The sequence below is a fragment of the Leptothrix mechoopdaensis (SeqCode) genome (genome assembly GCF_053893855.1).
This window is the reverse complement of record NZ_CM132699.1, coordinates 442,824-457,199: the sequence shown is the minus strand read 5'-3', so window position 1 is coordinate 457,199 and position 14,376 is coordinate 442,824. Positions and strand designations below refer to the sequence as shown.

Genomic DNA, 14,376 nt, shown 5'->3' with positions numbered 1-14,376 from the left:
AAGGTCCCCATGAATCACCACGACAACAGCTCCGCCCGCCAGATCGCCACCGTCTCGCTGTTCGCCGCGCTGATCGCGGTCTTCGGCCTGATCCCCAAGATCGACCTGCCGCTGGGCGTGCCCATCACGCTGCAGACCCTTGGCGTGATGCTGGCCGGCGCGCTGCTGCGGCCGCGTCTGGCACTGCTGGCGGTGCTGCTGTTCCTGGGCGCCGTCGCGCTGGGCCTGCCGCTGCTGTCGGGCGGCCGGGGCGGCCCGGCGGTGTTCGTCGCGCCGTCGGCCGGCTACCTGATCGGCTGGCCGCTGGGTGCCTTCGTGACCGCCCTGCTGATGAAGGTGCTGCCGACCGCCGCGCCGCGCCGCGCCGCCGTCAGCGCCTTCTTCGCCGCCGTCGGCGGTGGCCTGCTGGTGGTCCATGCCACCGGCGTCATCGGCCTGATGCTGATCGCGCAACTGCCGGCCGCCAAGGCACTGATGGGCACGCTGCTGTTCGTGCCGGGCGACCTGATCAAGGCGCTGGTCACTGCCAGCGTCGTGCACACCGTCGCCCGCGGCCTGCCGGACTGGCAACTCGGCGGCAACGCCCGCTGACCGACGCCGAGCAGCCCATGCCGGCGCTGCCGAGCTTCGAGCGGGTGCATGCGCCGCTGGCGCACTGGGCCCGCCAGCGCCCGCTGCAGCCGGCCCTGACCAGCGAGCATGGGTCGCTCGACTGGGCCACGCTGCAGGCCCGTGTCGCCGCCCGAGCCGAGGCGATCAACGCCAGCGGCGCGCCCTCGCACCGCCTGGTCGACCCGGCCGCCAGCACCGTCGACCAGCTGATCGACTTCCTCGCCACGCTGGCCAGCCACCGCTGCGCCGCCGTCGCTGACCCGGACTGGCCCGAGGCCGTGCGCGCGGCCGTCGTCCGGCAGCTCGACGCCCTGCCCGCGACGCCCTTGCCCGACCGCCCGGACGCGCCGTTCTACATCGGCTACACGTCCGGCAGCAGCGGCCAGCCCAAGGGTTTCCGCCGCCATCACCGCTCGTGGACCGAGAGCCTGCGCGTCTGCGTCGACACCTTCGGGCCCGAGACCTGCGGCCGCGTGCTGGCGCCAGGCCGGCTGTCGCATTCGCTGTTCCTGTTCGGCATGGTGCTGGGCCTGTGGACCGGCGCCGGCACGGTCGTGCAGGAACGCCATTCCGCCGCCCGCACGCTGGCGACACTGGCCGCTGGCGACGCCACCGTGCTGGTCGCCGTGCCGAGTCAGCTGCTGATGCTGCTGGGCCTCGCACAGCGCAACCAGCAACGCCACGAGCTACGCCGCCAGCCAGGCGCCGCCCCGACGCCGATCACCGCCACCCGCCTGATCCTGATCAGCGGCGCGCCCTGGGCCCGCGCCCACACGCCCGCGCTGCAGGCGCTGTTCCCGAACGCCCGCCTGATCGAGTTCTACGGCGCCTCCGAACTCAGCTTCGTCGCCTGGCAGGAAGCCGATGCGGCCGTGCCGACCGCCGTGGTCGGCCGGCCCTTCGCCGGAGTCGAGATCGACATCCGCGACCGCCTCGTGCCCGGCGACCCGGCCTCGCCTGGCCGCATCCACGTGCGCAGCGCGATGCTGTTCAGCGACTACGTCGGCACACCCGATCCGGCCACCGCCGCGATCCGCACGCCGGACGCCGAAGGTGACTGGCTGTCCGTGCGGGATCAAGGAAGCCTCGATGAACACGGGCGACTCTGGCTGCATGGCCGCGAGAACCGGATGATCGTCACGCAGGGCAAGAACCTGTTCCCCGAGGAAGTCGAGGCCGTGCTCGAAGCCCGTCCCGGCATCGCCGCCGCGTCGGTGCTGGGCCTCCCCGACGACGTGCGCGGCAAGCGCGTCGTCGCCGTCCTGCTGCCCGAGGAAGGCGCCGCGCCGCCCGACATCGCCGCACTCGCCGCCGCCTGCCGCGCTGCGCTGGAGCCCTACAAGCAGCCGCGCCGCTGGTGGGTCGCCAAGCCCGGCCACTGGCCGCGCACGCGCAGCGGCAAGACCGACCACGGCGCGATCGCCCGCGCCGTCGAATCAACCACCGACCCGGCCGACGGCCCGTCGCCGCCATGGCTGCACGCCGCGTCCTGATCGTCGACGCGCTGCGCAGCGCCGTCGCACCGGTCGGCGGCGCGTTCGCGGCCCTGTCGGCGCACGAGCTCGGCGCACCGGTGCTGCGCGCGCTGCTGGCCCGTGCCGGCCTCGGGCCCGACCGCGCCGGCGCCGTCGACCATGTCCTGATCGGCAACGCGCTCGGCGCCGGCGGCAACCCGGCGCGGCTGATCGCGCTGGCCGCCGGCCTGCCCGACGCCGTCGCCGCCCTCAGCATCGACAGCCAGTGCGACGCCGGCCTGGACGCCGTCACGCTGGCCGCCAGCCTGATCGCCAGCGGCCAGGCCGACGTCGTCGTCGCCGGCGGCGTCGAGGCCTGGAGTCGCGCGCCCCTGCGTGCCCACCGCCCGCTCGCCCCCGGCGCCGCCCCGATCCCCTACGAACGCCCCGCCTTCGCCCCCGATCCGTCCCGCGATCCCGACCTGCTGGCCGCCGCGACCGCGCTGGCACGCGAACAGGGCATCACCCGGATCCAGCAGGACGCCTGGGCGGCCGAAAGCCACCGCCGCGCGCGGGCCGCACGCGCCATGCTGGCCGACGAGATCGTCCCGATCGCCGGCCTGGACCACGACGCCTGCCCCCGCCACACCGACACCAGCCGCGCCGCCCGCATGCCCCCGGCCTGGCGCAGCGCGACCGGGCTGGGGCGCGCCACGCCGGGCACGTCTGCCGATCAAGATCACGACCACGATCACGACCCAGATCGCGACCCCACCCACGCCCCTGGCCTGCTGGGCGTCGCCCCCCGCGCCGACGGCGCCGCGCTGGTCCTGCTCGCCAGCGAAGACGCCTGCCACCGCCTGCACCTGTCACCCCGCGCCCGCTGGCGCGCCGGCGTCATGACCGGCGGCGCCCCCGAACGCCCGATGAGCAGCGCCGCCCCCGCCGCCCACGCCGCCCTGGCCCGCGCCGGCATCACCGACATCGCCGGCCTCGCCACCATCGAACTGCACGACGCCTTCGCCGTGCAAGCCCTCGACACCGCCCGCGCCCTCGGCATCGACCCGCTCACCCTGAACCGCCACGGCGGCGGCCTCTCCCGCGGCCACCCGATCGGCGCCTCCGGCGCCATCACCCTGGTCCGCGTGCTGGCCGACCTGACGCGCGACGCCCAACCCGGCCAGACCGGCCTCGCCCTGATCGCGGCGGCGGGAGGGTTGGGGGCGGGGGTGGTGGTGGAGCGGGTTTGAGGGAGGGGCGGCGGCGGGTACGCGTCCTCGAAACTCAGTTCATCACCACCTGAAAAGAAGCCCGGTCAAAACGACCAATGGCATGACTTTTGATGGCGTGGATCAGGCGTTGCCTCCGCCATGACAAGGGATACCTTGTCGATGATGCTCAAAACCATCATCCGCCCCTGGTGATGCGTCAGGGCATGGGCCTGCTGCGGAATACCGGATTCACCGGGTGATGCATACCGTTGCCGAGCCACATACATCCCCCCCAACATCTCACAGCGGTCAAGTGACACCGCCTGCAGATATCGCTCATGCCCGGGCATCTTTGACTCGATGACATAGCGCCACTGCTGGCTCGGACGCTGCCTCGCCATCGGTTGGTAGAGGCGATATGGTGGAATGGAACTGCCCAGGGACGTGGGGTGAAACGGGCTGACGGGGCGGCCGAAAACAAGATCTCCTTGATGCGGCGCTTGGTCAAACGGTTCTGCCTGAAGTCAATTGGAACAGGCGCAAATCAACGACTCAGCGCTGACGTCTCCAGTGCTGATCGGGGGCAAGCTTGGTGGATGCGCCCGTGGGCACCCAGGCGATATAGCAGACGTTGATCAGCCCCCCTGACACTGGCTCATCTCCTTCTCTGGTCATTGCAAGTCTCACCGAAACCCCACGGGTGGCCCCTTTGGGCGCGGGAAAGTCACGGCTGCCTGGCACAGTTCTGTAGTACTTCATGTCATCCATCCAACTCAGCGCATATGTGCGTTGGGTGACGCTGGAGTGGATCAGGTCAGTGGTGTCTTCAAATGAAAACCGCCTGTCATACGGGCCGAGCGGCCCCTTAGGTTCACCCAGGAAGCGCAATCCGGCGGTGGTGTAAATACAAGCCGGGGTGGTGGTGGGAGGTTCGCCAAAAGGCCCAAAGCGATCAATGCGGACCACACGGTCAGGTTCACTGTCACGGTCGATGTCCACCTCTGTCGTCCACATCTTGGGAGAATGTTGGTCAACGAAGCGCTGCAAGCGCCCTGCATCAACCTGCGCCGGCTGGTTGATTTTCAATATCAAGGCCCATGCTGGCAGTTGCCTCTTTGCAATGGCCATGTCAAACGGCACTTCGCGCCAATTTGGTCGACTGAACTCCGGATATTTTGGCGAGAGTCGCGGGTGGCAGACATCCGGATCGATGTACCGGAATTCATTGAGGTTGCGCGTGAATGGTGCGCACACCGGGTCTTCATTTTGGATCAGTACAAATTGGCCCTTGGGTTGATCGGCCCACGCCGGACCACCCCAAGCCAGCAGCGCCAAAGTCGTCGTTGACAGGAGTACCTTCATGGCGCGGCGCGGGTTTATGGGCTTGTGTTTGTGATTCATGTCTGTGCTTATGTGGGACGGCGATGACACCAGCGCGTTTTCGCTGCTGCCGCCTTTGTCGTCACGCTCGACGCCCATACCACCCGCCGAATCCGGCTATGCGATGTACTGCGCCGTGGCCTTGATGGCGCTGTTGACGGGCCGATCAGTGTGTAGCCGTAACTCAAGGTGGCGGTGTTGAAGATTTCGAACTACTTGAGCAGGTCAACAGCTTTGGCTTTGGGGTCGAAGCCGGTGTGGGTGGTGATGGTCATCATCGTCTTCCTAAAGAATGAATGAGTGAGGCCAATGTGTGCAAAAGGGGATGGCTTTACTTTTTTGTCGGCCTGGATGACAAATCCCATGAGCAGTAATCGTTCAGGTTTTTGATGTAAAGCGTGTATCGGTCAATCACGCCTACAACAGCCAGGGCTCCTTGGTATTGAGTCAAGGCCCAGGACTGCTGCTGTGAAGTGTCCGTGAACGAGCCGATGTGACCAATTTCTTCGCAACTGTCCGCCGAGAAGGCTCCAAAGTGCGGCGCTAATTCAAACGTCATGTCCACCATGAATTGCCATTCGGGGCTGGGGCGTTGGTGCGGCTTCAATTCATACAGGCGGTAGGGCGGCGGGTTGGGGCGCAGGCGGTCCATGTAGAGCGCCAGCGTCGGATAACCCTTGGGGCCAAAATGCTCTTTATTGTCATAAGCACAGCGGTTCCAGTTGGGTGGCAGGCGCGGGGCGTTGCTGTTGTTTTTGCTCTGCTCTGGGTCGGCCGCTTGCCATGCGTCGTCAAGCACATACACGGGCTCAATCGGCTCATAGCCACGCCCCGCCTGCAAGTCTTTGAGGCGGGCTTCGCAGACTTGATGATCGCGTCGGGAATTGATGCCGAAATAGCTGTACTGGACAACTTTCTGCTTTAGAAGAATCTCGCGCACCCGCGCATACCGTTGCGCCTCGCTGGGCTGGCTGCCGTCGGGCTGTTTCTGCTGTGCCGCGACCTTGGCCGCGTCCACGCATTTTTTCAGGGTATGACGGTACTCGCCGTAAGGGTCGCGGTTGCAGTCCTTCTCGCTCCAGGCGAGCGCAGGCTGGCACCAAGGCAGCAGTATCCAGGCAGCAACCAGAAGCACCTGCTTCGAGATTCGAACAAGACTCAACGACACCCTCACGCAGTCCATACTGTTTCCCCGGTTAATTGGATTTTCAGAGTTAAATCTGCAGCACATCCTGACCGAAGATCCGGGCGATGCCGACTCTGGTGGTGCTTGCCTCATCCAACAAGGTCGGCACGCTATCGCAACACCGAGCGGGAGACACCAGCAAAGGTGAATAAATCACAGCGCCACATGAAGATCTACATATTCACGCAGTCATGCCCACGTATTGATGCCAAGGCCGAGCCAGATTCATGTTGAACAAATGCATGGAATTGCAGGTCCCGGCAAGCCTTGTCCGCCACCGTATCGGTTCACCCTGGCAGACCCGCCGCACCAATAAAAACAGGCCCCGCAGGGCCTGTCATCTGAACAACGGGAATCTCCCGACCTATTCGATCACCCGAAAGTAATTCCCCAGCACTTCCCGCTCCGTCACCGTCCGGTTCACCGGCGCGTCCTCGTCGGCATATCCGATGGCCATGCCGCAGACAATGGCGGTGGTGTCGGGCAGGCCGAGTTCGGTGCGGATCAGGTCGGGCCAGGAGGCCAGGGCGCCGATGGCGCAGGTGGACAGGCCGTGGGACTGGGCGGCGAGCATCAGGGCGTGCAGGGCCATGCCGAGGTCCATGTAGCAGCCGGTGCCGAGGCTGCGGTCGATGGTGACGACCAGGGCGACCGGGGCGTCGAAGAAGCGGAAGTTGCGGCCGAACTGGGCGTCGCGGCCGGGGCGGTCCTCGCGGCCGACGCCGATGGCGCCGTAGAGCGCCTGGGCGGCGGCGACCTGGCGGCGGCGCAGCAGCTTGGGCATGGGCTGCGGGAAGTAGCTGTAGTCCTCGCGCGCGGGTTCCTGGTCGCGCCAGGCCTGGGTCAGACGTGCGCTGAGCCGCTCGCGCGCGGCGCCGCGCACGGCGATGAACTCGCCGGGCTGGAGGTTGGCGCCGCTGGGCGCGAGCCGGGCCAGCCGGAGCAGCTCGTGCAGCGTCTCGTCGGGGACGGGGGTGGGCAGGAAGGCGCGGATCGAGCGGCGGGCGGCGAACAGGTCGGCCCAGGTGGCGACGTCAGCGGAGGTCGGGGGACTCATCGGTGGGCGAGCGAAGGGCGGGGCGGTCAGGGCTGACCGGACGTCAGGACCGGCTCAGGCCGGCGCCCGCCCGCGGATGCGCCGCCACAGCCGCGACAGGGCCGACTTGCGCGGCCTTGCCGGGGCCGTCTCGACCGGCGGGGCGGGTGGCGGCGACAGGCGCAGCTGGCGTTGCATGTCGTCCCAGCTGGCCAGGATGGCGTCGCGGTCGTCGCTGGCGGCCAGGCTGACGAAGAACTCGAGGTCGTTGCGCAGCGTGTCGTGGAAGCCGCTGCAGCGCATCCCGAGCACGCCGTGGCGGGCCAGCGCGGCCATCAGGCGGGCGAAGGACAGCGGTGTGAAGACCCAGCAGTGGACGTCGTGGTACTGGCCGTCGACCAGGGCCTCGCGGGCCTTGGCAATCGCGCCTTCGGAGGTGTTCCAGGTCTGGATCGCGCTGCCGTCGTAGCCTTCACGCCAGGCATCGGCGGCCTCGACCGGACCGACGTGCAGCGCGTGGTCCAGCACGCAGCGGGTCAGCGGGCGGCGGGCGCGCTGGATCCAGGCGTCGAGCACGTCGGCGACCTCGGTCTCGTGACGCAGGAAGTCGAAGGTGTAGCGCCGGTCCGGCACGGCCAGGCGGACCTCGCCGGTCGGCGACAGGACCGAGCGCAGCTCGGCCAGCCAGGTGACGAGGTCGGGCACGTGTTCGACGACATGCGACGCGACGATCAGGTCGAACGGGCCGGCACCAGCCGTCGCCTCGGCGAGCGTGCGCTCACCCCAGACGCCGCCGACGTTCACCAGCCGGTCCTTGTCGACGTGCGGGTCGTCGAGGTACTTCTCGCGCAGCGTGGCGGTGTCGGCATGGTCGACGTAGAAGATCCCGGGCGTGTCGGGCGGCACGACGGGCTTGTCGAGCGCGCCGATTTCCAGGGCCCGGGCCTGTCGCAGGTCGATGCCTGCCAGCAGCTTGTCGCGTCGGTTCATGGCGGAATGTTCGCACGCGTGGCGGGGCGTCAGGACCGCTGGCAGTGAACTTGTCTGATACGCGGTTTCGCTGGCGCCACCGCCGCCGACACCTGCGCTGCCATCCAGCCAGGACGACGCCGGCGCTTCAACAACTCAGGCTGTTGCTACATCATTTGGCTACGCCATAGCTACAAGTTTGCGGCCCCCTGCTGCGTCGCCTCCGAGCGGCTGGCGCGCCGAGCGCGCTCCAGCTCGGCATGCTCGAAAGCGGGTGCAAAGACCTCGAGTTCATGCGGTGCCATGCCGACCTCAGGCATCACCGCGATGTGTCGCCATCGACCGACCGCAGACACCACCTCAGCCAGTACCTGCCTGGCCTCGCTGGCGCTCAGCTCAAACCGCGCGGCCTGCGCCAGCAGCGTCTCCACCGAGGTGATGGGCCCGGTGTCTTCGCTGAGCCAGGTCTTGGACTCGCGCTCCTTGTCCGGGAACGGATTCAGGTCGAACGCCGGCGCCAGGCGCCACAGGTTGGCATCGGCGTAGAGGAAGCCGATGTTGTGGAGGTGGTCGTCCACGTTGGTGACCAGGTGGTTGAACACCAGCCGCCGCCACAACTGCTGCGCGTCTTGCTTGAAGGCCAGGCACTTTGAGCGCATCGCGTCGACCAGCTCGGTGTACGCGCGCTCGTCACCCCGGTTGGACTGCAGCAGCGTGGCCCCGGAGATGTACGGGATGCGCGCCTGGTCAGCGGTGCGGTCGAAGCGGCGGATGACCGCCACCGGTTCGCCTTGGACCGTGACGATGCGGGCCGAGGCCACCTCGATACCCGCCAACTGCGCCAAGCGCAGCGCCAAGACCTCGCCGCGGGTCACGCTGCGCTCGTCTTGCACGCTCGGGAACTTGCCCAGGGCCAGTGCGCCATCTTCATCGACGATGCTGCACTTGGGCCGAAGGCCGCCCAGCGAGGTCGCCTTGCCGAGGAGGTACCTCAAGTCCTCCGCCGACTCCTTGCCCTGCTCCACGGCGCGGCTGGCGGACAGCATGTGCTCAAGCTCCAACAACGCGGGCGTGGTGCGCTGACCCGCAGCGACGCTTCGCAGATAGCGCTTGCTGGTGTCGCGCAAGCGCAAGGCGCCGATTCGGCTGTGGTCATCGACGGCGCAGAGGTAGTCCAGTTCGGTCAGCGGTCCAAGAGACGGATTCTTTTGCCGCTCCCTGGCGTGCGAACGCGCGATGACCCGCCGGCCCCAGCTGTCGGGCTCGGTGTCTGCCAGCGCAAAGAAGAAGACGGAGAAGAAGACGGAGTCCTCCTGGGTCGCAGCCCGGCGAACCTGGTGGCCCACGGTCTTGTCGAGGTCAGGCGACACGTCGAAGAAGCGGGGGTCTGAGAGCCAGGTTTCCCGATACGCGAACTGTGAGAACTCCCGCTGCCCGGCACGCACGTACACCAGCTTGCCGACGGCATGTTCAGCCGCGCCGAGAAACACATCCAGCTCGACCTGCGTTGCGCTTGGCTTTCGTTGCGACGCCATCGTCAGAACGAACCCGATTCAGGGGTGCGCGCGCGGGTTCGGATGCGTTGCGGCAGCGCCTCGTCCATCAACGTCAGCCCCACGCTGTCCTGCGGGGTGTCCAGGAGGGCTTCAAGCTTGTCGAGCTCCCCGAAGACCTGCAACGCACGGGCGACATGCTGCAGCGCCATGCCCGCATGTCCCTGCTCCATCCGGCGAACGGTGTTCAGCGAGGCGCCGATGCGCTCCGCCAGCATCTGCTGCGACATGTGGCGGCGCCGCCGAGCCAGCGAGATGTTCTGACCGAGCCGGGCCAGGGCCCGCTCAACGGGAAGGGGAATCGGACTTGTCATGACTTTACAGTCCACAAAAGGGCCGCTAACTTCGATAAGTGCTCTTTTGTGATCAACTATATGAACCGGTGCAGCACGGGTCAAGTCAAGATGAACAACGGTCCTGTCTGATCGGTCCTGCCGATCGGTCCTGTCTAATACCGGGCTTTCCCCGCCACGGCCCGCCGATGTCCGCCGATCCCCACCAACCACCTGCCGTCAGCTCGCCGGCCGCTGTCTTGAACGACTACGCCGGCCACACGCCGATGATGGTGCAGTACCTGCGCATCAAGGCCGAGTTCCCGGACACGCTGGTGCTCTACCGGATGGGCGATTTCTACGAGGTGTTCTACGAGGACGCGCGCACCGCGCATCGCCTGCTGGACATCACGATCACGACGCGCGGGCAGAGCAATGGCGAGCCGGTGGTGATGGCCGGCGTGCCGGTGCATGCGCTGGAAAGCTACCTGGGCAAGCTGATCAAGCTGGGCGTGTCGGTGGCGATCGCCGAACAGGTCGGCGAGGTCGGCGCGGCCAAGGGGCCGGTCGAGCGCAAGGTGGTGCGGGTGGTCACGCCCGGCACGGTCACCGACACCGAGCTGCTGGCCGAACGGGAAGAGAACCGGCTGCTGGCGCTGTCGCAGGCCAAGGGCGCGGGCGGTCAGGCGGTCTACGGGCTGGCCTGGCTGGCGTTGGCCAGCGGGCAGCTCGGCCTGACCGAATGCAGCGCCGCCGAGCTGCCGGCCTGGCTGGCGCGGCTGCGGCCGGCCGAGGTGCTGGTCAGCGCGGACCGGGACGCCGAATCGGATGCCGGCAAGCTGCCCGCCGCGCTGCTGAACGCCGGTGCGCCGCTGACGCGCCGGCCGGGCTGGCAGTTCGACACCGCGCTGGGCGCGCGCAAGCTGCGCGAGCAGCTGAAGGTGGCGCACCTCGCCGGTGTCAACGCGCAGGACCTGGACGTCGCGCACGCCGCCGCCGCCGCGCTGCTGACCTATGCCGAACACACACAAGGCCGGGCGCTGGCGCACGTCAACCAGCTGGTGGTCGAACGGGCCAGCGAGCTGCTGGCGCTGCCGCCGGCCACGCACCGCAACCTGGAGCTGACCGAGACGCTGCGCGGCGAACGCTCGCCGACGCTGCTGTCGCTGCTGGACACCTGCCGCACGGGCATGGGCAGCCGGCTGCTGCGGGAATGGCTGACGCACCCGCGACGCGATCGGCGCGATGCCCGCGAGCGGCTGGCCGCGCTGGCCGTGCTGATCGACACCCGCGCGGCAGAGCCGCTGCGCGACGCGCTGCGCGAGGTCTGCGACGTGCAGCGCATCGCCGCCCGGCTGGCGCTGCGGCAGATCCGCCCGCGTGAACTCGCCGGCCTGCGCGAGACGCTGCAGCGCCTGCCGGCGCTGCGGGGCCGGGTGCCCGACGGCGCGCCGCTGCTGGCCACACTGCACGAGGCGCTGCAGCCCGACGCCGGCATCGCCGCGCTGCTGACGGCGGCCATCGCCGAGGAACCGGCCGTGCTGCTGCGCGACGGCGGCGTCATCGCCAGCGGCCACGATGCCGATCTGGACGAGCTGCGCGCGATCAGCACCAACTGCGACGCCTTCCTGATCGACCTGGAGACACGGGAGCGCGCGGCCACCGGCATCGCCAACCTGCGGGTGCAGTTCAACAAGGTCCACGGCTTCTACATCGAGGTCACGCAGGGCCAGGTCGACAAGGTGCCGACGCGCTACCAGCGCCGTCAGACGCTGAAGAACGCCGAGCGCTACATCACGCCCGAGCTGAAGGCCTTCGAGGACAAGGCGCTGTCGGCCCAGGAACGGGCGCTGGCACGCGAGAAGTGGCTCTATGAACAGGTGCTGGACCAGCTGATGCCGCACCTGGCCGCGCTGTCGGCGCTGGGCCGGGCGCTGGCGACGCTGGACGTGCTGGCCGCGCTGGCCGAACGTTCGACGACGCTGGGCTGGTGCGCGCCGGAGTTCGTCGCGCACCCGTGCATCGAGATCGAGCAGGGCCGCCATCCGGTGGTCGAGGCGCGGCTGGCGGAGACCGGTGGCGGCAACTTCATCGCCAACGACTGCCGCCTGGACAGCAGCCGGCGCATGCTGATCGTGACCGGCCCGAACATGGGCGGCAAGAGCACCTTCATGCGGCAGGTCGCGGTGATCGCGCTGCTGGCGGCGATCGGCTCGCACGTGCCGGCGTCGCGTTGCCGGCTCGGGCCGATCGACGCGATCCACACGCGCATCGGCGCGGCCGACGACCTCGCCAACGCGCAGTCGACCTTCATGCTGGAGATGACCGAGGCCAGCGCCATCCTGCATGCGGCGACCGAACATTCGCTGGTGCTGATGGACGAGATCGGCCGCGGCACGTCGACCTTCGACGGCCTGGCGCTGGCCGGCGCGATCGCCAGCCACCTGCACGACCGCAACCGCTCGTTCACGCTGTTCGCGACCCACTACTTCGAGCTGACCGAGTTCCCGCTGCGCCACCGCCACGCGCTGAACTGCCACGTCTCGGCGGTCGAGAGCGGCGAGGACATCGTCTTCCTGCACGCGATCGAGGCCGGCCCGGCCAGCCGCAGCTACGGCGTGCAGGTCGCGCGTCTGGCCGGCATGCCCGGCGCGGTGCTGCGCCAGGCACGGCTGGCGCTGGAACAGCTGGAATCGCAGCAGCAGGCCGGCGCGGCGCAGATCGACCTGTTCGGCGCGCCGGTCGTGTCGACCGAGCCCGAAGAACCTTTCGAAGACGAACAGCCTGCACTTGCCGCATCGCCCGGCTGGCCCGATCCTCGCGTGGCCCGGCTGCTGGCCGCGCTGGATGAATCCGACCCCGACCAGATGAGCCCGCGAGAGGCGCTGGCCCGCCTGTACGAACTGCGCCAGCTGCGCATCGACGCGTCGAGCTGAGCGCACGTCGCCGAACACCGAACCACGCAACCCGAACCCCCTCCGACACCATGACCTACTGCATCGGCCTGCGGCTCAATGCCGGCCTCGTCTTCCTGTCCGACTCGCGCACCAATGCCGGCCTGGACGCGATCTCGACCTTCCGAAAGATGATCGTCTACGAGAAGCCGGGCGACCGCTTCATGTGCCTGCTGTCGGCCGGCAACCTGAGCATCTCGCAGTCGGTGCGCGAGATCCTGCAGGTCGAGAAGATCCCCGGCGGCGAGGGTGAAGAGCCCATCAGCATCTGGAACGCCAAGAGCATGTTCGACGTCGCCCGCGTGCTGGGCTCGGCGGTGCGGCGGGTCTACCAGCAGGACGGCCCGGCGCTGAAGCAGGCCGGCATCGACTTCGTCGCCAGCTTCATCCTGGGCGGCCAGATCGGCGACGAGGCGATGCGGCTGTTCCTGGTCTATTCGGCCGGCAACTTCATCGAGGCCACGCGCGAGACCTGCTACTTCCAGATCGGCGAGAGCAAGTACGGCAAGCCGATCCTGGACCGGGTGCTGACGCCGACCACGCCGCTGGACGAGGCCGCCAAGTGCGCGCTGGTGTCGATGGATTCGACGCTCAAGTCCAACCTCAGCGTCGGCCTGCCGCTGGACCTGCTGGTCTACCGCGCCGGCAGCCTGGCGGCCGACCAGATCGTCTGCATCGACGAGCGCAACCCCTACTTCAAGATGATCCACGAGACCTGGGGCCAGCGGCTGCGCGAGGTGTTCGAGGGCATCGACGACCCGGTCTGGGACGGCGGCGAGGCGACCCATCCGCTGATGGTCGGCTCGGACCGCCACGAGCCGATGAAGAAGATCGGCCACGCCGGCGAGAAGATCGTCTGACATGGACTGGCCGGTCGACACGCTGGTCTTCAGCCACGGCAACGGCTTCCCGGGCGGCAGCTACCGCGCGCTGTTCGGGCCCTGGCGCGAGGCCGGCTGGCGGGTCGACGCGGTCGACCGCTACGGCCACGACCCGCGCTTCCCGGTCAGCGGCAACTGGCCGCACCTGCGCGACCAGCTGATCGAGCACATCGTGACGCTGCAGGCGGCCCGGCCGGAAGCCGAACGCGGCCCGGTCGTGCTGGTCGGCCATTCGCTGGGCGGCTACCTGAGCCTGATGGCCGCCGCGCGCCGGCCCGAGCTGGTGCGCGCGCTGGTGCTGCTGGACTCGCCGCTGCTGACCGGCTGGCGCGCCCACAGCGTGCAGGTGGCCAAGGCGACGCGGCTGATCTCGCGGGTGTCGCCCGGCAAGGTCTCGTCGCGGCGGCGCCAGCACTGGCCGTCGGCGCAGGCCTGCCTGGACCATTTCGCGGCCAAGCATGCGTTCGCGCGCTGGGCGCCGGGTGTCCTGCAGGACTATGTCGACGCCGGCACCGAACCCGCGCCGGACGGTGATCCGCACGGCCCGGGCGTCGTGCTGCGCTTCGACCGGCGGGTCGAGACGCGCATCTACGACACGCTGCCGCACCACGTCGCCACGCTGCTTCGCCGCCACCCGCTGCGCTGCCCGGCCGCCTTCATCGCCGGCACCCAGTCGGTCGAGGTGCGCCAGGTAGGCCTGAGCGCCACGCGCGCACTGGTCCACGAGCGGCTGCGCTGGATCGAGGGCAGTCACCTCTACCCGATGGAACGGCCGCTGGAGACGGCGCAGTCGGTGATCGAACTGCTGCGCGAGATGGGGGTCGAAGCGGTCCGCTGACGCCCGTCGCCGGCCCGCTTCGGGTGCGGG

Annotated in this window: 12 protein-coding genes; 6 read left to right on the top strand and 6 right to left on the bottom strand. The window is 68.7% G+C overall.

Going from position 1 to position 14,376, the window contains the following annotated elements:
- The first annotated feature begins 9 nt into the window (after nt 1–9).
- Genes ACWA7K_RS02095 through ACWA7K_RS02085 form a run of 3 tightly spaced genes read left to right on the top strand, consistent with a single transcriptional unit; the run spans nt 10 to nt 3,316 of the window.
- Nucleotides 10–591 carry a biotin transporter BioY gene (locus ACWA7K_RS02095; RefSeq protein WP_456165182.1) on the top strand — a complete coding sequence of 194 codons (582 nt, stop codon included), beginning with the start codon at nt 10–12 and terminating at the stop codon, nt 589–591.
- A 17-nt stretch (nt 592–608) separates the two neighbouring features.
- Nucleotides 609–2,105: an AMP-binding protein gene (locus ACWA7K_RS02090; protein ID WP_456165180.1), complete on the top strand. Its 1,497-nt coding sequence runs from the start codon at nt 609–611 to the stop codon at nt 2,103–2,105.
- Nucleotides 2,084–3,316 carry an acetyl-CoA C-acyltransferase gene (locus tag ACWA7K_RS02085; RefSeq protein ID WP_456165178.1) on the top strand — a complete coding sequence of 411 codons (1,233 nt, stop codon included), beginning with the start codon at nt 2,084–2,086 and terminating at the stop codon, nt 3,314–3,316. Before ACWA7K_RS02090 ends, ACWA7K_RS02085 begins: the two co-directional genes overlap by 22 nt.
- 513 nt (nt 3,317–3,829) lie before the next feature.
- Here the strand turns inward: ACWA7K_RS02085 and ACWA7K_RS02080 are convergent.
- From ACWA7K_RS02080 to ACWA7K_RS02055, 6 genes are all read right to left on the bottom strand, one after another.
- Nucleotides 3,830–4,678 carry a hypothetical protein gene (locus ACWA7K_RS02080; RefSeq protein ID WP_456165176.1) on the bottom strand — a complete coding sequence of 283 codons (849 nt, stop codon included), beginning with the start codon at nt 4,676–4,678 and terminating at the stop codon, nt 3,830–3,832.
- Between the two features lie 310 nt (nt 4,679–4,988).
- Nucleotides 4,989–5,792, bottom strand: coding sequence for a hypothetical protein (locus ACWA7K_RS02075; RefSeq protein ID WP_456210306.1), 804 nt, complete (start codon nt 5,790–5,792; stop codon nt 4,989–4,991).
- 415 nt (nt 5,793–6,207) lie between these two features.
- Entirely contained in the window at nt 6,208–6,900 is a 693-nt protein-coding gene (locus tag ACWA7K_RS02070; protein ID WP_456165172.1) for a nitroreductase, read from the bottom strand.
- Nucleotides 6,901–6,954: 54 nt separating this feature from the next.
- Nucleotides 6,955–7,869: a methyltransferase domain-containing protein gene (locus ACWA7K_RS02065; RefSeq protein ID WP_456165170.1), complete on the bottom strand. Its 915-nt coding sequence runs from the start codon at nt 7,867–7,869 to the stop codon at nt 6,955–6,957.
- A 170-nt stretch (nt 7,870–8,039) separates the two neighbouring features.
- Nucleotides 8,040–9,383, bottom strand: a complete 1,344-nt coding sequence (locus ACWA7K_RS02060; RefSeq protein ID WP_456165168.1) for a type II toxin-antitoxin system HipA family toxin — start codon at nt 9,381–9,383, stop codon at nt 8,040–8,042.
- Nucleotides 9,384–9,385: 2 nt separating this feature from the next.
- A complete protein-coding gene (locus ACWA7K_RS02055) occupies nt 9,386–9,715 on the bottom strand; it encodes a helix-turn-helix domain-containing protein (protein ID WP_456165166.1) in 330 nt (109 codons plus the stop codon).
- A gap of 245 nt (nt 9,716–9,960) precedes the next feature.
- On the opposite strand from ACWA7K_RS02055, the gene mutS reads away from it, so the two are divergent.
- The 3 genes from mutS to ACWA7K_RS02040 are packed head-to-tail and all read left to right on the top strand — an operon-like array spanning nt 9,961 to nt 14,346.
- Nucleotides 9,961–12,609: a DNA mismatch repair protein MutS gene (gene mutS, locus ACWA7K_RS02050; RefSeq protein WP_456210451.1), complete on the top strand. Its 2,649-nt coding sequence runs from the start codon at nt 9,961–9,963 to the stop codon at nt 12,607–12,609.
- 50 nt (nt 12,610–12,659) lie between these two features.
- On the top strand, nt 12,660–13,487 hold the full coding sequence (locus tag ACWA7K_RS02045) for a peptidase (protein WP_456165162.1): 828 nt from the start codon (nt 12,660–12,662) through the stop codon (nt 13,485–13,487).
- Between the two features lies 1 nt (nt 13,488).
- Complete coding sequence (locus ACWA7K_RS02040) at nt 13,489–14,346, top strand: alpha/beta hydrolase (protein WP_456165160.1); 858 nt, start codon at nt 13,489–13,491, stop codon at nt 14,344–14,346.
- Nucleotides 14,347–14,376 lie beyond the last annotated feature (30 nt).

What these genes read in the sequence shown, in the direction of transcription:
- ACWA7K_RS02080 (WP_456165176.1), bottom strand. Translation starts at nt 4,678, where the DNA reads ATGAATCACAAACACAAGCCCATAAACCCGCGCCGCGCCATGAAGGTA.
- ACWA7K_RS02090 (WP_456165180.1), top strand. Translation starts at nt 609, where the DNA reads ATGCCGGCGCTGCCGAGCTTCGAGCGGGTGCATGCGCCGCTGGCGCAC.
- ACWA7K_RS02065 (WP_456165170.1), bottom strand. Translation starts at nt 7,869, where the DNA reads ATGAACCGACGCGACAAGCTGCTGGCAGGCATCGACCTGCGACAGGCC.
- ACWA7K_RS02085 (WP_456165178.1), top strand. Translation starts at nt 2,084, where the DNA reads ATGGCTGCACGCCGCGTCCTGATCGTCGACGCGCTGCGCAGCGCCGTC.
- ACWA7K_RS02045 (WP_456165162.1), top strand. Translation starts at nt 12,660, where the DNA reads ATGACCTACTGCATCGGCCTGCGGCTCAATGCCGGCCTCGTCTTCCTG.
- ACWA7K_RS02060 (WP_456165168.1), bottom strand. Translation starts at nt 9,383, where the DNA reads ATGGCGTCGCAACGAAAGCCAAGCGCAACGCAGGTCGAGCTGGATGTG.
- ACWA7K_RS02070 (WP_456165172.1), bottom strand. Translation starts at nt 6,900, where the DNA reads ATGAGTCCCCCGACCTCCGCTGACGTCGCCACCTGGGCCGACCTGTTC.
- ACWA7K_RS02055 (WP_456165166.1), bottom strand. Translation starts at nt 9,715, where the DNA reads ATGACAAGTCCGATTCCCCTTCCCGTTGAGCGGGCCCTGGCCCGGCTC.
- ACWA7K_RS02040 (WP_456165160.1), top strand. Translation starts at nt 13,489, where the DNA reads ATGGACTGGCCGGTCGACACGCTGGTCTTCAGCCACGGCAACGGCTTC.
- ACWA7K_RS02095 (WP_456165182.1), top strand. Translation starts at nt 10, where the DNA reads ATGAATCACCACGACAACAGCTCCGCCCGCCAGATCGCCACCGTCTCG.
- mutS (WP_456210451.1), top strand. Translation starts at nt 9,961, where the DNA reads ATGATGGTGCAGTACCTGCGCATCAAGGCCGAGTTCCCGGACACGCTG.